This window comes from Pallidibacillus pasinlerensis (genome assembly GCF_009996845.1).
Taxonomy (GTDB): Bacteria; Bacillota; Bacilli; order Bacillales; family Caldibacillaceae; genus Pallidibacillus; species Pallidibacillus pasinlerensis.
Genome location: NZ_JAACYS010000055.1, coordinates 1 through 22460, shown reverse-complemented (window position 1 = coordinate 22460; position 22460 = coordinate 1). Strand labels below are relative to the sequence as shown.

The window sequence follows — 22460 nt, the reverse complement described above, 5'->3', positions numbered from 1 at the left end:
TACTAAGTAAGCTTCTTAAATCCATTCGGAATAGTTTGGATTTTAATTGGGAAAATGTTTTAAAAACATTAATAGGCATTAGTTTTACATTCCATGTAAATTGTAGTAAATAAACAAAAAACCACGCCTTTATCAATTTTTGATAAGGACGTGGTTAATTTGCACGTGGTACCACCTTATTTTACTATATGCTCACACATATAGCCTCCGTCAGTACAAATATTTTCATTGCTGTGTAAAGTAAAACAGCAACTGTTTATATTTATACTGTGATGTTTGTAACGAGCATCAACTCGTCGGAGCCTACTAGTATCTTCATCATACGTTCAGCACGAAACTCAAGGGGCATATTCCGATTCGTATTTTTACTCCTTCCCACCAACCGGAGCTCTCTTTGAAAAATAACTGAATCGTACTCTTCCCTATCATTGTTTTTTCCCATTGTCACTTTTCGATTGAATACATTATAGGAAATCAGTTTTTAAATATCAAGTAATTACATATTAATGTTTATTATTAAAACAAATGTTATTTTTAAAAAGACCTTAAATAAATTTTACCCGATTAGTTTCATTTAATTCTTTAATTGTCTTAACACCGATTCCGAACATCGCCATTTTTAACTCTAACTCACGTATCTCCATTACTTCCATGACCGACTCAGGAGTTTCTGTAGCTTCTTTTAAAATAGAACGGCCAAAGCCAACAAAATTCGCTCCTAAAGCAAGAGCCTTTGCTGCCTCTACGCCGTTATGAATTCCACCGCTAGCAATGACCGTTTGATTTGGAAGTTGTTCTCGAACAGAAACAACACAGTCTACGGTTGGAATTCCCCAATCTACAAAGCTTTCTGCCGCGATTTTCTTTATTTTCTCTTTAGAACGGAACTTTTCAACTTGGCTCCAGGATGTCCCACCCGCTCCAGCTACATCAATAAAGTCGATACCAACATCGGTAAGTCTTCTTGCTGTTTCAGCATCAATTCCCCAACCTACTTCTTTTACACCAACTGGGACGTCTAATCCACGGCAAACTTGTTCAATTTTACTTAACAAATCTTTAAAGTTTGTATTACCTTCTGTCTGAATAATCTCTTGTATACTGTTGAGATGAAGTACGAGCACATTTGCATCCGTAATTTCAATGATTCGTTTACATTCATCAACACCAAAACCGTAGTTAAATTGGACAGCACCAAGATTAGCAATGATTGGAGTTGTTGGTGCATATTTACGAACTTTAAAGGAGGCATGATGTTCATCACTTTCTATTAGGGCACGGGTTGAACCGAGCGCTAACACCCATCCTTTTTCTTCTGCAGCAATGGAGAGATTTCGATTAATACTCTCCGCCATCAGAGCTCCCCCAGTCATTGAACTAATTAGAAACGGGGTTTTTTGTTCAAAACCAAAGAAGTTTGTATTTATTTTAATATCTTCAAAATCAATCTCTGGCAGTGCATTATGGATGAGATGCACCCGTTCAAAGCCCGTTGTAATTTGATCCCCTGTTACTTTTTCATTTAAGACAATTTTTATATGCTCTGATTTTCTTTTATTAATTGAATCCGACATTTTGGACACCTTCTTTGTAAACAGTAAATGGTATTTCCCACCACTGTCATTCTTCCTAAGTAGAAAATTAGATGAATATGAAACTTTATTGTTCCTTTTTAATAACTGTTACCGTTGCACCTTCTAAGGAAACATTTAGTTTTAAAGGTTCTATATTAGCTTGGTGCCATTCCTCTTCTAATTTTGCAATATGTTCCTTGTTTGTCACAAAAGCAATCCCGCAATCACCGCCACCTGCTCCAGATGATTTTCCACTACCATAACGGTTCGCAATTGAAATTAATGTTTTTAATTCAGGTGTTTCAATATCAACGGCAGCTAACTCACCAAGACGCATTAAAGCTTTACGGTTTTCTTTTAAGCTTACTATTGCCTGTTCAGTTTGATTATTACGGAAACTTTCAAGCAAACTAGAAACGGCTTGTTTACTACGATTAAGAAACTCTTCATATATATTAAAATTATGAGTACGCAATTGTTGAATACTTTGAACCATTGGTGCTGTTGATACCGCTTTTCCTGTCCACCCAACTGCAAGATGTAATTCGCTTGGTGGTTGAATCCGTTCAATCTCAAGTCCAGGCCATCTTCCACCAACTAAATGTAACAAATTTGTCCCTTTATTGATATGATTATTTAACCAAGCAGCATCAAACATCGAATATTTCAGCCAACCACCATAAGTAGAAGCTGCAATGTCTGCACATGACCCGTTACCTTGTGTATAGTAATGGGCAATAGCCGACAATTTATAAATAAGTTCTTCAGTCGGTTGGAATTTATCATTTTTAAAAAAGTGTAGCATTGCAGTCACAACGGTTACGACAATGGCTGCACTAGAACCTAAACCATATTTTTTTCCATCTTCATCACCCAGTTCACTTTCTACCGATAAAGAAAATGGATCAATCTTTACTTCTTTATCTTTTAAAAATTGAATAACGGTTTTAAGCGCATTTTTCACGAAAGATAGCTTACTGCTTTCTAGATTAAATTGAATATCTGTTCCATGCTCATACCATTTAATATTTGTTAAACCAAGTTGAGGTAAATGTAGTTCGTTGTAGTTGCTAGGAGATATTTCTCCTGTCATATAACGATTAACCGCAATAACAACAGCAGATTGTCCCTCTTCTAAAATGGCATATTCTCCAGCAATAAATAATTTTCCTGGTACTTTAATTTTAAGGACTTGGTCCTTCATATGTAATCATTCCTTTAAAAACGAAAAAGTAGAAAATTAATTTCAAAAAATATTATAAATAACTTATACCCGGACCTGGGTGACAGACAAAAATTTCCTTAACGGAGTCAATTTCACTTAAGGTTTGATACACTTTCTGTTCATCTTTCGGTTCACAAATTACTTTTACATTCGGTCCCGCATCTATCGTAACATAGGCAAGTACACCTTGCGAACGTAATTGCTGTACGTAGTCAATAATTTCCAATGTCGCCGGTTGCCAATAGAAAAATGGCGGATCTGCCCCTAAAGTCGTAGCATGCATTTTAAATGCATTTTTTTCTAACGTTTCACCGAGTAATTCAAAATCTCTCTTTTCAATTGCTTTCTTTGCAATTTGTAGTTCTTCTTCTGTCGCCTTTAACCATCCATCGTAAAATGGGGAAGTTTCGACAGTCCGCTTCATGCCTTCACGGCTCAATATTTTCTTTTGTTTTGATTCAATCATAACCGATAAAATTGATAAATCCCATGCCTCTTGCTCTAAGATTGGAACAGCATAGGAATCACTACCATCATCTTTAGTCCCTTTTTGCCATTCAACAAAACCACCATAAATGGAGCGACATGCTGATCCAGAACCTCGTCTAGCAAGCTTTGATAATTCTTCACCTTCTAGTTGCAATCCTGATGCTTTCGAAGCTGCTGCAGCTAAAGCTGCATAACCAGATGCAGATGAGGCAAAGCCAGCTGCTGTCGGAACATGGTTTGTAGAGGACACCGTCGCGTGGCGTGTATCACCACTTAGTTCGCGTACGAGATTAAGAAACTTGGTCACTTTTAATGTTTCTTTCTCGCTAGCTTGTTCACCATTCAAATAAAAACTGTCTGAGGTTAATTGTTCATTAAATTCAACTGTTGTTTCTGTATAAAATCGATCCAAAGTAATAGACAAACTACTATTTGTAGGTAGAATTAATTCCTCGTTCCTTTTTCCCCAATATTTAATTAAGGCGATATTTGTATGTGCCTTTGCTGTTGCTTTCAACTTAACACACTCCGTTTATAATCCATTTTCAATACTTTCTTAAGAAGTAATTGAATGATATTTTTGTGTTTCTTCTACTTTAAATGACCATGTAGATACTGCACCATTTTGATTTAAATGTTGGCAGATTTCCTTTGCTTGAACATTGTTTTCTGCTAAAGCAATAATACAACCACCACGTCCTCCACCGGTCAATTTTGCACCAAAGGCACCAGCACTTCTTGCGACATCAACAAGATGGTTAATTCCCTTGTCGCTTACACCCAATTTATCTAATTCTGTTTGAGCTAAATTTAAAAGGTTACCTAGCTGATTGAGATTCCCTTGCAATAATGCTTGTCGTGCCTCATAAGTATATTGGCCAATTTTATCAATCGATTGATTAGTTTCTAGTGGACTCTTATCTATATTTTCCTTAATACTAGCCACTGCGGAACGAGTATCACCAGCTCGGCCAGTATCTGCTACAACTAAATAAAAGGGTGATTGAATTGTAACCGATTCAATCCCTTTCTCTCTTTCAAACCAAATTGGTTCATCTTGAACAACGGACTCCATATCAATTCCACTCGGATTTCCATGAGCATAAGTTTCAGCGATTGTGACTAATTCTCTTAATTTACTCCCAGACAAATCACATTTAAAAAATTGATAAAGGCTTCTGACAATCGCTACGGCAATTGCTGCGCTAGAACCTAACCCACGGCCAATCGGAATTTTAGAATCAATTTTTAATAGGAAACCTTTATAATGTTTATTAATCTCTTGTAGAGTTGCACGAATACATGTTGCAAGTCCTTTTAAACGTTCTGGAATTTGCTCAATTGGACCAGCATATAGATTACTTTCTATGTAAATACCAGTATCAATTTCTTCAACAGCACATGTCACAGTAAGTGTTGGAAAAGGGAGAGCAATCGCTGGTTGACCATAAACGACCGCATGTTCCCCAATTAATATTAATTTACTATGTGCCCTGCCAATTGATCGATTTCGTGAAGAGAACAATGATATTCCTCACTTTCTAAACTAAAAAAATTTATCCTGCAATAACAGATATTAACCACGGTGCACAATATAAAATCATAAATTGAACACCAAAATTAACTCCCCAACGATGTAATGTACCTGATACTAAACCAACAAGTAATACACCAGCGATATTTATCCAACCTGCATCAATAAATGCTAGTAAAATAACTAGACCTAAAAATAGACCTAAAATTGCTTCATGGGGAATCCACTTAAATACAAAAATACATATTTCATTTGCATATTTGACGATTAAAACATAAGTAATAAATAATGAAATCCCTACGCCAATTACTACTGCTAACACAAATTCCCATGTTGATAATATATGGTGAATATTATGATCTAGTGTAAATACAGGTGGTGCATTAAATAAAGCTTGTCCAGGACCTAGAGCAACCGACGATAACGGAATTCCTAATGCGATTAATGGAATTAATGTACCAGCAATATAAGTCGAGTTGGCAAGTGACTCCATATTGGCGATTGCTAAAGATGACCGTTTTACCGGGTCCTTTTCACTTTTTGACATTAATTCACCAACAAGTGTTGTAATACCGACTGCACTAAATAAAAAGGTAATACAGCCAATTACAGAGGAAATCGAACTCATTATGACTTCTTTTATAGATAAAATTTTAAACGGGTTCGGTAACCCTTTTTGTTTCTTCGTTTTCGATAATTTAACACTCTTTTTATCTTTACGAACTAATTCTTTGCGTTTTTCTTTATTTAATAATTCTAATAAAGTAACAATAATTGGCCCTATCGTTATTCCTAAAAAGAATGAAGTAAATACAGTTTTATTTTCAGGAACAACTCCTAAATCCCAATATAAATGACGTAAACCTTGAATTAGTAAAGCAAAAGGAACAATAATTAACAATGATAGCCAACGATTTTTTGATAAAAGGGCTAAAATAACTGCACCTGTAAATAAAATTTGATTCGCATAATTGCTAAACCAGTCAGCAAATGGGGTTAGCGCTCCAGCTAAAAGTAAACTTATTGGAACAGATACAAGTGTTCCAATTACAGATCCAGAAATCATTTTTCGAATACTTGTTTCAGAGTGTCCATGTTTTTTCAAGATCATAGCGTGTTCAACCATTGGTGTCGCCATTACCCCACCAGGAATACCCGCAACGGCAACTGGTACAGAGTCTGATAATTTATGAGCAATAATAGCTGATAAGTAAAATGTGAGCACAACAATCGGTGAAACTCCTGCTAATACGATTGCCATAGTAACAGGTGCAATAACTGCCGTCTCATCCGTTCCTGGAACAACACCGATTATGGTGTAAAGGACTGTTCCAATGAGTGCTGCAATAATCATTTGTATTAGTAAACTTGGATCCATTATTTCCCTTCCTTATCCTCGATGAAATTTCGTTTTGGTTTAAAAATAAAACTACAAATACCAAAGCCTAATAAAGCTCCAAATAAACCAAGAAACAAAGGCATCGAACTATTGTTTGGCGCTACAAAATATAAACCTAAAGTTGTAACAACACATATAATTAAAGAGATAACGAGATCTCTTATACTTACAAGGTCTTCCCAAACTTCAACGTATTCTATTTGGTTATCCTGTTCAGTATGATTATTTAAATTTCTTTCCACTAAATCACCTTCCATAAAACAACCTGTATATATTAGTTTTTGTATTTTCATTTTTACTATACAATGAACCTCGTCTAACTCATTATAATCATTTCCGCTATAAACGGTTATTTTTTTCAATTTAGTTAAACCTTTCACAACCCCCATTGTGTTAAAACAGACATCGAATATGATAGCAAAAACGTATCTGAGATTGGCTCATTTGTTGACAAACCATTTTTTATTATAGATGATTTATTACACTGTGGCTAATTTTTCCTCTAAACTAAAAATAGTAAAGGAGAAAAGCAGTATAAATGCTCTTCTCCCTTCCACTTACATATAAGATTAATTTCTAAAAAGCATTGCATGCTACGGATATGTTTTTACAATTTTTGTGCATATAAACCAAGCTTCTTCACTTTTTCGATGACGATTTCTTTTTCCTCTATATCTAAACCAGCCATAATCTCACTCATAGCCAATCGATGTTTAGGAAAAATATCGTCCATTAATTTTTTCCCTTCCTCAGTAATAGAAGCATGGGTTACTCGACGATCGGTTGGACAAGCTTTTCTTATTAAATAATTTTTCTCTTCCAACTTATCAACAACATACGTTATACTACTAGATGCGAGTAAAATTTTTTGACCGATTTTCTGAATTGGTTGATCACCTTTATGATATAACAATTCTAATACACCAAATTCAGTTAAGTTTAAGCCATAACTTTTAATATTTTTGACAATATTTTTTTCAATCGCCTCTAATGCTCTCGTTAATACGACAAATAATTTCAATGACAACTCTTCGTCTTTTAGTTTAGCTGCCTCTGTCATGTTATCATACCCCTTACCGTTATCTCGATTTCGAAATAATTATATTAAATTTTATAGTCTAGGTCAAGCATCTCTAGCTATTTTCTTTAGTTTATACCGTTTTTTCTGATTTAAATAAACTTTTTATATCAAGGGTTATTATCGTTTCGTGGTAAAATACTATTTAATGACTTTTTAGAGAGTCCAACTTCAGCGTTATAAGCAATTTGAAAGGAGTTTTTTATGAAATCATTAATACTTGCCGAAAAGCCAAGTGTAGCACGGGAAATCGCTAGAGTGCTTGGCTTAGGTGATAAACATAAATCATATATTGAAGGAAAAAATTATATTGTGACTTGGGCACTTGGACATTTAGTCGAGTTAAAAATGCCTGAACATTACGATACAAAATATAAAACATGGCGTCTAGAAGATCTGCCTATCATCCCTGAAAAAATGGGACTTAAAGTAATTAGACAAACAAGTCATCAATTTAAAGCGATTGAACAGTTAACAAGGCGAAAAGATATTAAAGAGTTAATTATTGCAACGGATGCTGGACGAGAAGGTGAACTTGTTGCCCGTTGGATATTAGATAAAATACGCTATCGAAAACCAATTAAACGTCTTTGGATTTCATCGGTTACTGACAGAGCAATCCGTGACGGGTTTAAAAACTTAAAACCTGGTAAAGATTATGAAAATCTGTATCACTCTGCCGTCTGTCGCGCAGAAGCTGACTGGCTTATCGGACTTAATGTTACACGTGCACTTACGACAAAATATAAAGACCCACTTTCTGCCGGTCGTGTACAAACCCCTACTTTATCTTTAATTATCGAGCGTGAAAAACAAATTCAAAAATTTGTACCGAAAACATATTGGATTATTCGGACTCAATTGGGATCTATTCTTGCCGATTGGGAACACAATGGTGAAAAACGAATCTTTTCTAAAGATAAGGCAGGGCAAATTGCTCAAAAATTAAATGGACAAAAAGCAAAAGTTATTGAAATCGTTAAAAAGGAAAAGGCGGAACAACATCCTCTTCCTTATGATTTAAATGAATTACAACGGGACGCGAATAAACGCTTTGGCTATTCAGCTAAAAAAACGTTAAACATTTTACAAGGATTATACGAAGAACATAAGCTTGTGACTTACCCGCGGACAGATTCTCGTTATTTAACAACCGATATGGCTAGTACGATGTTTGAACGTTTACAAGCTGTTGCAGCTGCATACAAAGAAGAAGTGAAACCAATCCTCCAACAAAAAGGAAAAGTATTAGCCCGTCGTGTATTTAATAACGAAAAAGTAACTGATCATCACGCCATTATTCCGACGGAGGAAAAGGTGCATCTTGGTGATTTATCAAGTGAAGAACGGAAAATTTATGATTTAATTGTGCGACGCTTTTTAACATTGTTTTATTCTCAGTATAAATATGAATCAATTTCTGTTGTTATAGAAGCTAATGGTGAGACATTAACGACAAAAACAAAAGTAGTAACAGAACTTGGCTTTAAAAAAGTAATGAATTTAAACGACGATATTATAGAGAAAACTAGTTTACAACAACTTGCACAAGGACAAACATTAACAGTTAATAAGGTAGATGTAGAAGAAAAGTTAACCGAACCACCGCTTCGACTATCGGAAGCTGACCTACTCGGCCAAATGGAGAAATACGGTCTAGGAACTCCTGCAACACGGGCTGAAATTATTGAAAAACTCGTTTCAGCTGAATCCATTGAACGGAAAAATGGTCGCTTCCATTCAACTCAAAAAGGGAAACAGTTGATGGATTTAGTTAATGAAGAGTTAAAGTCTCCTGAATTGACAGCGAAATGGGAAAAAGAATTGGAATTAATTGCTCGTGGAAAAGCGAAACCAGAATTATTCTTGAAAAAAATCCGCCAAAAAACAGTCGATCTTGTCTCAGAAATTAAACAAAGCGATAAAACTTATCGAACACCGAATTTGACTGGTTCAAAATGTCCTGAATGTGGATCATTTTTAAAAGAAAAAAATACACGAGATGGAAAAATATTAGTCTGTTCTAATCTCGAATGTTCCTACAAAAGAAGAAAAGATCCAAAATTATCAAATCGACGCTGTCCACAATGTCATAAACGAATGGAAATTCACCAAGGGGTGGCAGGAGCATATTTCCAATGTCGTCGTTGTAACATTGTAGAAAAAGCAGAAGAAAAGAAAAAAGCAATTAATAAACGGGAAGAACGGAAACTTGTGCAAAAATATACGAAAAAAGATGACTCCTTCGGAACAAGTTTAGCTGATTTGCTAATTGCTGCCTTAGAGGAAAAAGAATAACAGTAAATAAATTTTTAAAGTTTTTTATTCGGAAGGTTGTTCAATATTTAATTGGACAGCCTTTTTATTTCTCAAAAATGCAGCTTTTCAATTTTTCTAACCATTTAATCATCCTCAAACAATTCCTTCCTATCCTATTCTTATAATTTCAAATTGGGTATGCACCCAATAAATCATATTCACATATTGTAGTCTAGAAACTCAAAACGTTAATTATATATAAATCAAGTTTATTGCGATTTCAATTCTTCTTTTTCTGAAGGAGTGTTTCCGTTTGGAGAAGATTATTATTTTAGCCTTTGTCGGCTTTTGTGCACAATTGGTTGATGGAGCATTAGGCATGGCTTATGGTGTAACATCAACCTCATTATTACTATTATCTGGTATAGCTCCTGCCGTTTCCTCTGCTTCCGTTCATATGGCTGAAGTAGTTACAACTGCAGCTTCTGGAATCTCCCATATTAAATTCGGAAATGTAGATAAACAAGTCGTAAAACGCTTAATTATACCTGGTTCGATTGGTGCCTTTCTCGGAGCAACCTTTTTAAGTAACATACCTGGAGAAATCATAAAGCCTTATATAGCTATTTTTCTATTATCTTTAGGCTTTTTCGTAATATATAAATTCTTGTTTAAAATTAATAAGAAGCAACCTGTTAAACAAAAATCGTCTTCAAAAAACAAACAACTTGCTCCCCTAGGGTTCATCGCAGGATTTATGGATTCAACCGGTGGCGGTGGTTGGGGGCCGATTGCAACACCCGTCCTTTTAACAAGTCATAATATGGAACCACGTAAAGTAGTTGGTTCTGTTGATACGAGTGAATTTGCCATTGCTATTTCTGCGTCTTTAGGCTTTTTAATTTCATTAGGATGGCAAGAGATTGCCTTCGAATGGGTCATTGCTTTAATGATTGGAGGGATTTTTGCAGCGCCTCTCGCAGCTTGGCTTGTAAAAATTATTCCGACAATCTTATTAGGCACTTTAGTTGGTGGTGTTATTATTATTACAAACGTTCGAACATTACTAAGTGTTATATATATATCAAGTACAATGACAAATATTATTTATATAATATTATTTGTATTATGGATCATTTCCGTTATCTATGCTGTATTTGAAATTCGTAAACATAAAAACAACGAGAAAGAACGACCTTTAAAATCGGATTAGGTTTTAAATTATAAATGCCCACTAATTACTCGGTAAAAGTTCCAGTTTTAGTGGGCATATTTTTCATTTATTATTTTTTCAGCACTTCGACAAATTCAGCTTTTGTTACTTTAGCTAAATCTTTTGGGTTTACTTCCATTTGTATACCGATTTTACCAGCACTAACGATTATTGTAGAAAGTTGTTGAGCACTGACATCAATATATGTCGGATAAAGTTTTTTCATCCCAACAGGAGAACAGCCTCCGCGTATATAACCCGTATGTTTTTGTAAATCTTTCAGTGGTAACATTTCAACTTTCTTTGCACCTACAACTTTAGCTGCCTCTTTTAAATCTAATTCTTCCATTACCGGTATAACAAATACAAATAAATTTCCTTTATTATGAGTTACTAATGTTTTATAAACGAATTCGGGTGCTCGTCCAATTTTTTCAGCAATTGACTCACCGTCGATTTTACCGTCTTTGACATTATATGTAATAATATTGTATTCAACTTTCTCTTTATCTAAAATGCGTAGCGCATTTGTTTTAGGTACCATTCGATTCCCCACACTTTCTAATCCATATTCTTAATTGCACTTGCTATATCGTAATTAGATTGATCAATCTCTAGTTGTTTTCCTAATACTAAACACGCTAGCTGAAACCCAAGATATGGTCCAACCGTTAAGCCTGAAGCACCTAAGCCATTTGCGGTGTACAATCCATTAAAGTCTGGGATTTTACCGAACATTGGTAAAAAGTCAGGTGTATATGGTCGAAAGCCAACACGTATATCTTTTATACCTGCATTTTCTAACCCAGGAGCAACAGCTAAAGTTTGATTTAATATGTCATAGACTCCACCTGCAGTAACTCGCATATCAAAGCCCTTATCTTTTTCATGAGTTGAACCAATAACAATTTCCCCATCATCAAAGGCCAATATACTCTTATTACCCGGTGGCATAACAACAGGCCAAGTGTCTGAATTTTTTTGTTCTAATTGCAAATGAACAATTTGCCCTTTTTGAAAGGAAAGATCTAACTCTATCCCTAGAGGAGCAAAAAGTTGATCGGCCCAAGCACCAGCAGTAATAACAACGGAATCAGCAAAAATTTCTTCATTATTTACTTTTACACCTTTAATAGTAGAAGACTGATGGATAAGTTCTGCTTTTCCGTTTACAAATCTTGCTCCATGTTTTTTAGCTACCCTAACTAATGCATCACGAAGTGCCCCTCCATTTACCCGTGCGCCTCCACTTACATAAACCGAGGAATACCCTTCAGCAATTGGCGGGAATAGTTTTGCTGTTTCCATCTCATCCAATTGATAGACCTCACCTATTTCTGGTGCATCTTCCCTCCTATTTAAGGCACGTTCTTTCATCTTTTTTAACTTTTCAGAGTCAGTATGAATGCTAATGGCACCGACTCTTTTATAACCTGTATCTATGTCATTATCTTCCTCTAATGCTGGAATCAATGTACTAAAATAGGCCGCACCGTTTTTTGCCAGAGTATACCATTTTTTATTTCGTCTTTGGGTTAACCATGGGCAAATAATACCTGCTGCAGCATCGGTCGCTTGACCCTCGAAACCTGCATCAACCATTGTTACTTTCGCTCCCATTTTTACAAGGTGATAGGCCGTCGAAGCCCCTAGCACACCTGCACCTACAACGATTACTTCACTCATGTTAAAACCTCTTTTTGTATATATTTTAACCTAAATCATACTGAATTGCGCTCATAATACTGAAGAAATACATTGAACATGCTCCAAATTCATATTTTTTCATAAAAACCATGTAAAAATACTTTTTATAACCGATATATGTATTAACATATGTTTTATATTTAACAAATTACTTTTTTCTAAAAACTTTTTATCATAAAGTTTAACAGATGTGGGGTGTATTTTCTTGAAGGGGTTATTAAGTTTAAAAACAATTAAAGCAAAACTATTACTCGGTTTTTCGATAGTCCTTTTCCTCGTTTTAATACTAACAAGCTACTATATTTTCACGATATTTCGAACTAATAAAAATACAGAAGATATTATCGAAGAAGAATTACAATTAGCGCTTGTTAGTAATCAGTTAGCATATAATGTCTCCGAACGATTAGCCTTAGCTCGAGGCTATATTCTATATGATAATCCGGATTATCGTAAACAGTTCAATGCGCTTACTGGTGAAAGTAAAGAACTTGAAAAACAAATGGTGCAACTTGATGATTCTAAACAAATAAAAGGTTTACTAGAAACAAGTCAACAATGGGAAGAAACGATTGTAAATGAAGTTTTCGCAAAAATTTCAGCCCAAAATCGCGAACTCGCATTAACTATATTAGCTGAAAAGGTTGAACCATTATCGGATGAATTAACTGCAGGGTTACAACAACTTTCAGCTGAGCTAGAAAAATCAATAAATAATAAAGGAAAAGATATTATAAATCAAGGGAAGCTTGTTACCGTTGTTACAATAGTGATTTCGATTGTTGTTTTCGTAATTTCTATTGGGGTTGCAATTTTCCTATCTTCACGAATTTCAAAATCAATCCGTCTCGTTATGAAGAGAATGAAATCAATTGCGAATGGCGATTTAAGTCTCAAACCGATTGAAACAAAGGTACAAGATGAAACTGGACAATTAATTAGTGCAACAAATGATATGATGTTGCAAATGCGTAACTTACTTTTAAATATAAAAACCGTTTCGGATACTGTTGCAAAACAAAGCGAAAATTTAACCCATTCAGCCCATGAGGTTAAATTAGGATCAGAACAAGTTTCAATGACAATGCAAGAGCTAGCAAGCGGTGCTGAAGAACAAGCAAATCGGGCGCAAGATTTAGCAACGATAATGAATAATTTTTACACAAAGATAAAAAATGCAAATCAGAGCGGTAAACAAGTTGAACAAGCCTCAATGCAAGTCTTAAATATGACAAATGAAGGTAATCAGTATATTTCTTCTTCAGCTCAACAAATGGAAAAAATCGATCAGATCGTTAAAGAGTCCGTTCAAAAGATTCAAGTTCTTGATACCGAGTCACAAAAAATCTCTAAACTTGTTACGGTTATTAAAGAAATTGCAGAGCAAACCAATTTATTGGCGCTAAACGCTGCGATTGAAGCCGCTCGAGCAGGTGAGCACGGAAAAGGATTCGCAGTTGTCGCTGAGGAAGTAAGGAAACTTGCGGAAGGAGTATCCGCTTCAATTCAGGACATCACATCAATTGTATCGAATATTCAAAGTGAAGTGAGAAATGTTACCGAATCACTTGAATTAGGCTATAAAGAAGTAGAGCAAGGTACTGGACAAATGGAAAAGACAAAAGAAAAATTCGATGAAATTAATCAGTCAATTTCAAGTACAGTAAATAACATAGAAACTATTGGTGGCCATTTACTTGAAATCGCAAAAGAAAGTAACGAAATTCAACAATTTATTGAAGGTATTTCTGCAATATCCGAAGAGACGGCAGCGGGAGTGGAACAAACATCAGCATCCTCACAACAAACAACGAGTTCGATGGAGATTGTTGCTGAAAGTTCGAATGAACTATCGAAACTTGCAGATGAATTAAATCAATTGATTCAAAAATTTAAAATTTAAAAAGCACTTTTTTCTAATTTACACACACCAAAGCCTCGTCTACAATTGACGAGGCTTTTTGTATAATAAGCTTACACAAATTGTTCTTCTTCAGTTGAACCTTTTAATGCAACTGTGGAAGCTTGCCCACCGGATACGATAGTTGCTACTTCATCGAAGTAACCTGTTCCGACTTCACGTTGGTGTCTAGTAGCAGTATATCCTTTCGATTCACTAGCAAATTCAGCTTGCTGGAACTCAGCATAAGCAGCCATACCACGATCACGATATTCATGCGCTAACTCAAACATGCTGTGGTTGAGTGTATGGAATCCTGCAAGAGTAACGAACTGGAATTTGTAACCCATTTTACCAAGCTCTTTTTGGAATTCAGCAATCGTTTTATCATCTAGCTTTAGTTTCCAGTTAAAAGATGGTGAACAGTTATAAGCTAATAGTTTACCAGGGTATTGCTCATGAATAGCTTCAGCAAAACGTCTTGCTTCTTCTAAATCTGGTTCAGACGTTTCACACCATACCATATCCGCATATGGTGCATATGCAAGTCCACGAGCAATCGCTTGATCTAATCCTGCTTTTACATAGTAGTATCCTTCAGGAGAACGCTCACCTGTTAAAAACTTATGGTCATATGGATCTACATCACTTTGTAATAGTTGCGCTGCATTAGCATCAGTTCTAGCAATTAATACAGTTGGTACTCCCATGACGTCAGCAGCAAGCCGAGCGGAAATTAAGTTACGGATTGCATGCTGGGTTGGTAGTAACACTTTTCCTCCTAAATGACCGCATTTTTTCTCGGATGCTAATTGATCTTCGAAGTGAACACCAGAAGCTCCTGCTTCTATCATCGCTTTCATTAATTCGAATACGTTCAGTGCCCCACCAAAACCAGCTTCAGCATCTGCTACAATCGGTGCAAACCAATCAAAACCTTCTCGACCTTCAACACTGTCAATTTGATCTGCCCGTTGCAATGCTTGGTTAATTCGTTTTACAACATGGGGAACACTATTTGCCGGATATAAACTTTGGTCTGGGTACATATGACCTGATAGGTTAGCATCCGCTGCTACTTGCCAACCACTTAAATAAATTGCTTTCAATCCAGCTTTAACTTGTTGAACAGCTTGGTTTCCAGTTAATGCACCTAATGCGTTAATAAAATCTTCTTCATTAACAAGCTTCCATAACTTTTCCGCTCCTCTTTTCGCTAACGTATGTTCAATTTGAATTGAACCACGAAGTTTCACTACATCCTCAGCAGTATATGGACGCTTGATTCCTTTCCAACGTTCACTTTTCCATTGTTCCTCTAATTGTCTGATTTGTTCTTCCCTTGACATTGTCATTGTAGTTTCCTCCCTCTTTTTCTTCCATCTATTTTTAATTTAATTTTTCATAACCAGGTAAAGTTAAAAACTCTGCAAACTCATCTTGTTCGATTAACTCTCTAAATAACTCTGTAGCTTCCTCAAATCTTCCACTTTCATAACGCTCCTTACCTACTTGAGCTTTTATTTTCTCTAATTCTTCTTCAATTAATTGATTTACAAGCTCAAAAGTTACTTTTCTACCATCATTTAAAATTCCTTTCGGATGACGAATCCATTGCCATACTTGTGCACGTGAAATTTCAGCCGTTGCAGCATCTTCCATTAAGTTGAAGATTGGTACAGCGCCTCTTCCACCGAGCCATGCCTCAATATATTGAATGCCTACGCTAATATTGATTCGTAAGCCTTCTTCTGTAATATCTCCATCTGGTACTTCTAGCAATTGTTCCGCAGTTACTTGAACATCGTCACGTTTTCGATCAATTTGGTTTGATTGAGGCATATTTTCGTTAAATACATCCATTACAGTTGGTACGAGACCTGGATGGGCTACCCAACTTCCATCAAACCCGTCTCTTACTTCACGTTCTTTATCCTTCCGTACCTTTTCAAAGGCAATGCGATTTGCTTCCTCATCGTTTTTTACAGGAATTTGAGCTGCCATTCCACCTATTGCTGGTGCATTACGTTTATGACAAACCTTTACGACATATAAGCAATAAGCACGCATAAATGGTACTTCCATTGTTACGAGTGCACGGTCTGGTAAAATGAAATCTTTATGATTTTTAAACTTTTTAATTATGCTAAAAATATAGTCCCATCTTCCACAGTTAAGACCTGCACTATGCTCTCTTAATTCGTATAAAATTTCATCTGCTTCAAAAGCAGCTGTAATTGTCTCAATTAAAACTGTTGCTTTAATCGTTCCTTGTGGGATACCTAATTCATTTTGGGCAAATACGAACACATCATTCCATAATCGTGCTTCTTGTGCACTTTCTAGCTTTGGCAAATAGAAGTATGGACCTGAACCTTTCTCAATTAGTGTTTTTGCATTGTGGAAAAAGAATAAACCAAAGTCGAAAAGGCTACCTGAAATTGATTCGCCGTCTACTTTAAAATGGTGTTCAACTAAATGCCAACCTCTTGGACGAACGATAAGGACTGCTCTATCCTCTTTTAACTGATAAAACTTTCCTGTTGGTGCAGTGAAGGTTAATATTCCTCGAATGGCATCACGTAAATTAATTTGACCTTGGATATTATTTTTATATGTTGGGGAGTTAGCATCTTCAAAGTCAGCCATGAACATTTTTGCACCAGAGTTGAATGCGTTGATAACCATTTTTGGGTCACTTGCTGGACCCGTAATTTCAACCCGACGATCTTGTAAATCCTTCGGTAATGGTGAAATTGTCCAGTCTCCTTCTCGAATCGATTTTGTCTCTTCTAAAAATGTTGGCGACTTCCCTTGATCAAACTCCTTTTGCCTTTCTTCCCTTAAACGTAAAATTTCTCTTCTTCTGTTTTCAAACTTATCATGGAGTTTAGCAAGAAATTGTGCTGCCTCTTCTGTTACAATTTCTGATTTCTCATATTGGAGTTGAACTTGTAATTTTTCCATTTCTACACCTCTTTTACTTGTTTTTCTTAAGATTTGATGGAATTTATCTAAATGATGTCTTGATACATCAAAATCAGAAACTAAGAAACCATTAATCTATTAGACCTGAACCATTACAACGAGGACATTCAACAATCCCCTCACCATGACAATGATCACATTGATGCGGATGAATCGTATTGCACGTGCAAGTGATTTCACCATTTCCATTACATGCTTGACAGTTCATCTTTTTACCCCCCTCCTGTTTTAAAACAGTTATCAATTTCCTGTTATCTATTATATAACACATTTCGTTTTTATGTTCAACACATTTTTCCGAATTTTCTGTTGACAATTTTCGACATAAAACTGCAATGTGTCCAAACAAACAATTAACGCTATCGAAAATAATCGGTACGATCCGACGTTGCAACTCGCTTTCAAGTTAGCAAAGATTTTAAATACTACATTTGATGACCTTTTTAAACCGGATGACATTTGATACATAACCTATTATTAAATTAATTATTGGAAACAAAAAAAGGATAGATGGAACATTGACGTTTTTCTGTTCCTCTATCCTCTTTCTTTTAGAAAATTTTTATGAAGCTTCACTGAAATTTTCTCCATTTCTTTATTATTTGTAAAATAACAGGGATTGTCGCAACTATCACTAATAACAAAAAGACACCAGAGAGAAAAAAGATAAAATTTGGCATAAAGCTATATTGGATAAATATAACCGATGCAAAAACATAGAATAAGAAAAGGAATATCTCAAACAATAGTAATATACTTAAAAATATCAAATAGGATAATACGAAGTTCTTATGTTCAACATGTTTTAACGTGAATGCATCCCAAGCAAGTTCTGTAAGTTTCCCCAAAATTTCCACCCCTATTAAATCTTTTAATAAACAGTATGTCCAAAGGAGTGGAAATATTATCACTTCGTGTAAGCAAATACATTGCTATTTTTTATCTTATTAATCAGATCAATAAAAATAACATTAAATGTATTACTTTATAAATATATATTGCAATTTTCTGAAGATTTTTATAAATTAGTAGTAAGTGATGAATATTTCTCTTTATTAAAACATAGTTTTATAGTGTCTCCTATTGTTAAAAATGTTTATTAAAAAGTGTTTTGAGAGGAGAATACTTATGGATGAAAGCGGAATTTTACAAGTAGTAAACAATAGTCGACTCGTGTATCCTGACAAAGAGAAAGAAAAACAAACATCACTAGGTTCTACGGAGGAATTTGAAAAACTATTAAAAACTTCCCAAAAGGACCCTGTAAAATTTTGGGGAGAAGTAGCGAAAGAGCTAGTTTGGTACGAGCCATGGAAAGAAACTTTGAAGGGAGAATTACCTGACTTTGAGTTTTTCTCTGGTGGTATAAGCAACCCTAGTATTAACTTACTGGATCGGCATGTTGAAAAGGGCGCAGGAAATCGAACGGCTCTTATATGGGAAGGAGAAAATGGTGATACAAAGTTTTTTACATACAGTATGCTTTTAGCTGAAGTTAATCGGTTTGCAAATGTTTTAAAATCCTTCGGAGTGAAAAAAGGAGACGGCGTTGCCATTTTTTTACCTAACTTAGCAGAAGCCTTTATCGCAGTATTAGCTTGCTTTAGAATTGGTGCGGTCTACAATACAATATTCTCTGGATACTCTGAGAAATCATTAAAAGATCGATTAATTAATTTTGAACCAAGGGTTGTCGTCACCTGTGATGCAACGCCTCGTCGTGGCAAGATTATTCGATTAAAAGAAAAAGTAGATAATGTTGTCCCTGAAATCCCTTCTGTAGAAGCTGTACTTGTTATTAATCGGCTTGGTATTGATGTAGACATGAAAAATGGACGAGATTATTGGTGGGAAGAATTACGAAACAAAGCAAGCATTGAATGTGAACCAGAACGACTTGAAGCTAATGAACCTGGCATCGTTTTCTATACAAGTGGAACAACTGGAAAACCAAAAGGAGTTGTTCATTCGGGCATTGCTTTTGTTGTGCAAAATTATGTTTATGCAAAGTATCATATGGATCACCATGACGATGATGTTTTTTGGTGTACGGCTGATATTGGTTGGTTGACGATGCATATTTGGGGTATTGCAGGTTCCCTGGCAAACGGAGTCACTACGGTCGTTGTTGAAGGAGCCATCGATTATCCATCTAGGACAAGATATTATGAAATAATAGAAAAATACCGTGTTAATAAATTGTTTACCGCACCTACAGCACTCCGTATGTTAAAAAGCATGGGCGACAAAGTTATTGATAACTTTGATTTATCTTGTTTAGACGTTATTTCACTAGTTGGTGAACCTTTTGACCCAGAAACATGGCAATGGACATATGAGGTTTTAGGTAAGAAAAAGATATGCGTGAATAACACATGGGGACAGACTGAAACGGCAGGTTGTCCAATTTCTGGCGCGGCCTGGCTTATGCCAATGAAACCAGGATCTGCAGGTGTTCAATTTTTAGGAGTAGATGTTGCAGTAGTTGATGAAGATGGAAAACCAGTCCCACCAGGTACCTTAGGAAACTTAGTTATTCGAAAACCTTTCCCGATGCTCTGTCGCACATTATGGAAAGAACCGGAGCGCTACTATCAAACTTACTTTAGTCAAGTTGAAGGGAGCTATTATGCTAGTGATTTAGCTCTAGTTGATGAAGACGGCTACTTTTGGGTTGTTGGAAGGTCTGATGATGCATTTAATGTTGCGGGTCACAGATTAAGTACAATGGAAATCGAAAGCGCCGTTTTAGAATGTAAGGGAGTTTCCGAAACTGCTGTAGTAGGAGTTCCTGATTCAATTAAAGGTGAAGTTCCGATAGTATTTGTTAGACTTTCAGATGGTGTTGACGATGAAAATATTATGACAGAAAAAATAAATCAAAGTATTATTCAACATATTGGTAAAATTGCTCTTCCTAAAGAAATTATATTTGCAAAAACATTACCTAAAACGGTTAGTGGAAAAATTATGCGACGTTTATTAAAAGAAATTTACGTAAAAGGATCTGTTACCGGCGATATAACAGGACTGGAAGATACAGACTCAGTAAAACATATACAGGAGATTTTATTTAACACATAAAAAGAATGTAACGGGGCTGTCCAATAAGTCCAAAATACCGAAATTTTGACGTGAAGTTGGCGGCGACTCGCAAAAATGTTTCACATTTTTCCTGCGGTGCAGAATCAGTGAAGCATATTCAGAGTCCTGCGGGACAAGCACGAGGCTATAGACCTGCGCAAACGCACTTGTGCGTTGAGGAGGCTGAGGCCGTGCCACTGGATGCGCGTCCGCCAACGTAACGACGCATAACATTAAAAGTGTTTGGAAAAGTGACTTTATGGACACTCCGGTTTTATTTAGATATTTAATTTTCTTTCAATGGTAATAGCTCACTTTCAATTAACCATTTGTAATTTTTTACTTTCTCCCCATTTCTTGAATCTATATAACTTACCATATACACATTTGTCTGTACTACACTTTCAATCTTCGCCTTAGCTCTGTCCATCCCATTTTTATATTTAACGTTCAATATTATTTCTTCTCCGACATCAAATGCCTCTGAATTTGCCCCTTCAATATCTTCATGAATGACCCATTTATAATTTTTAACTTCCTCACTGGATGTTGTTGGAATATAAGAAACTTTATATGCTGTCGTTTCATATACTGCGTTTACAACTGCTTTAGCTCCTTCCATACCTGGTACATGGTTAGCACGAATCACAACTCGACTATCAATCGGATATACAGGATCTTTTGCAACTGTTAAAGCTGGGGGATATTTCCCATTTTTCATGGGATTTACAACCATATTTGAATCTATACTAGCGGCATTAACATATTGACCTCCTCCATAAAAAAATGAAAAAAATAAAGGGAACAAAAATGTAATTACTAGAAACCTCTTCATATAGTTATCCTCACTTTCATCATACCCTTCGCTAATTTATTCAACTAAACAAAGTGGAAAATTTATACAAATTGAAGGTTGATTTTTTTCCTTTTATATTCATTATCTCTTTAATTGTAAATTTCATTCAGTGCCATATTAGTATTTCCTTAATTCTTAAAAGACACTAATCTCATTTATATAAAATGAATAATTGTGAAAAAACAAAGGTTACATTTTTTGAGATTTCTCGAGTTGTAATACTAATTTTTGACAAATTTCTCAGGAAATATTTCTCAATCAAATGTTTGATTGAAACAAAAAAGTACCGTCTCTACGAGATATCGGTACTTTTCACTATTGTATATGATAATTCATGTATTACCTTTTTATTGAAAAAGCATCTTTATGATTTATGAATTGTTCAATATCAGCTGCTGTGAGCAGGTTCATATCACCTTCAAGGGTATGTTTTAGTGCAAAACAACCTGTAGCAAAATCAATCGCCTTTTGTGGCTCAAAATTACTAATTAATGAGTAAATTAGCCCTGAGTAAAATGAGTCTCCAGCACCAACCCTATCGACAATTTCCACTTCAACTTCTGTAGATTGGTAAAAATTATTTCCATCAGATAATAGTGCAAATAATTTATTACGGTTTACAGATAAACTTTTTCTAAAAGTCATGGCTAATTGGTTACTATTAAATCGCTTTTGGAATTCTTTAATAATTGGCTTATAATCTTCAACTGTTGGATTGTTCGGTAATTGATCTTTAATATCCTTCCCATCTTCACCGAGTACTTGTAATGGTTCAATACCAATACAAACATCAACATCCTCCAATAATAATCTTTTAATAATTTATCTTAGAAAAGGTTTACTACATAAGCGTGTAAAATGAGTTAGTATTCTTATTAAGATAATTTAACAATTAAAAATAGGACTGGGAATCAGTCCTTAAGTTTAGAATCCATATGCAGCTTCTTTTTCCTTTTTAATAAAATGAATCGCTTTATGAGTATCGATAACGTCATCAACGAGTTGATTCAGTCGGAATAAAACATCATTGTAAATTTCCATATTATATCCTCTAAAATTGTTATAGAATTTTCAAACTCTTCCAGTTTTCGATATGTACTCTGCCGATAAAATGTGCTAATTTTTTGGCATATTGGAACGGGGGAGATTTTTTT

19 protein-coding genes, 1 pseudogene and 1 other annotated feature are annotated in these 22460 nt (G+C 35.3%); of the genes and pseudogenes, 5 read left to right on the top strand and 15 right to left on the bottom strand.

What is annotated here, in order from left to right:
- Positions 1–141: 141 nt before the first annotated feature.
- Positions 142–438: a binding site (T-box leader), on the bottom strand.
- A 107-nt stretch (positions 439–545) separates the two neighbouring features.
- From fni to GW534_RS11475, 7 genes are all read right to left on the bottom strand, one after another.
- Positions 546–1574, bottom strand: a complete 1029-nt coding sequence (gene fni / locus GW534_RS11505) for a type 2 isopentenyl-diphosphate Delta-isomerase (RefSeq protein ID WP_161921164.1) — start codon at positions 1572–1574, stop codon at positions 546–548.
- Between the two features lie 85 nt (positions 1575–1659).
- Positions 1660–2778: a phosphomevalonate kinase gene (locus GW534_RS11500; protein ID WP_161921163.1), complete on the bottom strand. Its 1119-nt coding sequence runs from the start codon at positions 2776–2778 to the stop codon at positions 1660–1662.
- A gap of 52 nt (positions 2779–2830) precedes the next feature.
- A complete protein-coding gene (gene mvaD, locus GW534_RS11495; RefSeq protein ID WP_161921162.1) occupies positions 2831–3805 on the bottom strand; it encodes a diphosphomevalonate decarboxylase in 975 nt (324 codons plus the stop codon).
- A gap of 39 nt (positions 3806–3844) precedes the next feature.
- Complete coding sequence (mvk, locus tag GW534_RS11490; protein WP_161921161.1) at positions 3845–4813, bottom strand: mevalonate kinase; 969 nt, start codon at positions 4811–4813, stop codon at positions 3845–3847.
- Between the two features lie 31 nt (positions 4814–4844).
- Positions 4845–6200 (bottom strand): tripartite tricarboxylate transporter permease, encoded by a 1356-nt coding sequence (locus GW534_RS11485; RefSeq protein ID WP_161921160.1) that lies wholly within the window; start codon positions 6198–6200, stop codon positions 4845–4847.
- On the bottom strand, positions 6200–6610 hold the full coding sequence (locus GW534_RS11480; RefSeq protein WP_246204102.1) for a hypothetical protein: 411 nt from the start codon (positions 6608–6610) through the stop codon (positions 6200–6202). Before GW534_RS11480 ends, GW534_RS11485 begins: the two co-directional genes overlap by 1 nt.
- A 218-nt stretch (positions 6611–6828) precedes the next feature.
- Complete coding sequence (locus GW534_RS11475) at positions 6829–7281, bottom strand: MarR family winged helix-turn-helix transcriptional regulator (protein ID WP_161921159.1); 453 nt, start codon at positions 7279–7281, stop codon at positions 6829–6831.
- Between the two features lie 222 nt (positions 7282–7503).
- Between GW534_RS11475 and GW534_RS11470 the strand changes: the two genes are divergently transcribed.
- A complete protein-coding gene (locus GW534_RS11470) occupies positions 7504–9597 on the top strand; it encodes a DNA topoisomerase III (RefSeq protein ID WP_161921158.1) in 2094 nt (697 codons plus the stop codon).
- A 274-nt stretch (positions 9598–9871) separates the two neighbouring features.
- On the top strand, positions 9872–10771 hold the full coding sequence (locus GW534_RS11465) for a sulfite exporter TauE/SafE family protein (RefSeq protein ID WP_161921157.1): 900 nt from the start codon (positions 9872–9874) through the stop codon (positions 10769–10771).
- Between the two features lie 70 nt (positions 10772–10841).
- On the opposite strand, the gene ybaK is transcribed toward GW534_RS11465, so the two are convergent.
- Together ybaK and GW534_RS11455 are read right to left on the bottom strand one after the other, a co-directional pair.
- Positions 10842–11315, bottom strand: a complete 474-nt coding sequence (ybaK, locus tag GW534_RS11460) for a Cys-tRNA(Pro) deacylase (protein WP_161921156.1) — start codon at positions 11313–11315, stop codon at positions 10842–10844.
- A gap of 17 nt (positions 11316–11332) precedes the next feature.
- Positions 11333–12457 (bottom strand): NAD(P)/FAD-dependent oxidoreductase, encoded by a 1125-nt coding sequence (locus GW534_RS11455; RefSeq protein ID WP_161921155.1) that lies wholly within the window; start codon positions 12455–12457, stop codon positions 11333–11335.
- Positions 12458–12683: 226 nt separating this feature from the next.
- Between GW534_RS11455 and GW534_RS11450 the strand changes: the two genes are divergently transcribed.
- Positions 12684–14381 carry a methyl-accepting chemotaxis protein gene (locus tag GW534_RS11450; RefSeq protein ID WP_161921154.1) on the top strand — a complete coding sequence of 566 codons (1698 nt, stop codon included), beginning with the start codon at positions 12684–12686 and terminating at the stop codon, positions 14379–14381.
- Positions 14382–14452: 71 nt separating this feature from the next.
- Here the strand turns inward: GW534_RS11450 and aceA are convergent, their stop codons facing one another.
- The 3 genes from aceA to GW534_RS11435 all read right to left on the bottom strand — a co-directional run bounded on the left by aceA (position 14453) and on the right by GW534_RS11435 (position 17574).
- Positions 14453–15727 (bottom strand): isocitrate lyase, encoded by a 1275-nt coding sequence (gene aceA, locus GW534_RS11445; RefSeq protein WP_161921166.1) that lies wholly within the window; start codon positions 15725–15727, stop codon positions 14453–14455.
- 40 nt (positions 15728–15767) lie between these two features.
- On the bottom strand, positions 15768–17345 hold the full coding sequence (gene aceB / locus GW534_RS11440; RefSeq protein ID WP_161921153.1) for a malate synthase A: 1578 nt from the start codon (positions 17343–17345) through the stop codon (positions 15768–15770).
- A gap of 91 nt (positions 17346–17436) precedes the next feature.
- Positions 17437–17574, bottom strand: a complete 138-nt coding sequence (locus tag GW534_RS11435) for a hypothetical protein (protein WP_161921152.1) — start codon at positions 17572–17574, stop codon at positions 17437–17439.
- A 123-nt stretch (positions 17575–17697) separates the two neighbouring features.
- On the opposite strand from GW534_RS11435, the pseudogene GW534_RS11430 reads away from it, so the two are divergent.
- A pseudogene (locus GW534_RS11430) lies at positions 17698–17829 on the top strand (helix-turn-helix transcriptional regulator); the annotation flags it as partial.
- 109 nt (positions 17830–17938) lie between these two features.
- Here GW534_RS11430 and GW534_RS11425 read toward each other — a convergent pair.
- Positions 17939–18214 carry a hypothetical protein gene (locus GW534_RS11425; protein WP_161921150.1) on the bottom strand — a complete coding sequence of 92 codons (276 nt, stop codon included), beginning with the start codon at positions 18212–18214 and terminating at the stop codon, positions 17939–17941.
- Between the two features lie 280 nt (positions 18215–18494).
- Between GW534_RS11425 and GW534_RS11420 the strand changes: the two genes are divergently transcribed.
- Positions 18495–20450, top strand: coding sequence for an acetate--CoA ligase (locus tag GW534_RS11420; RefSeq protein WP_161921149.1), 1956 nt, complete (start codon positions 18495–18497; stop codon positions 20448–20450).
- 286 nt (positions 20451–20736) lie between these two features.
- Here GW534_RS11420 and GW534_RS11415 read toward each other — a convergent pair whose 3' ends face one another.
- Complete coding sequence (locus GW534_RS11415; RefSeq protein WP_161921148.1) at positions 20737–21171, bottom strand: YdhK family protein; 435 nt, start codon at positions 21169–21171, stop codon at positions 20737–20739.
- 474 nt (positions 21172–21645) lie between these two features.
- Positions 21646–22110 (bottom strand): PfkB family carbohydrate kinase, encoded by a 465-nt coding sequence (locus GW534_RS11410; protein ID WP_246204100.1) that lies wholly within the window; start codon positions 22108–22110, stop codon positions 21646–21648.
- Between the last annotated feature and the right edge of the window lie 350 nt (positions 22111–22460).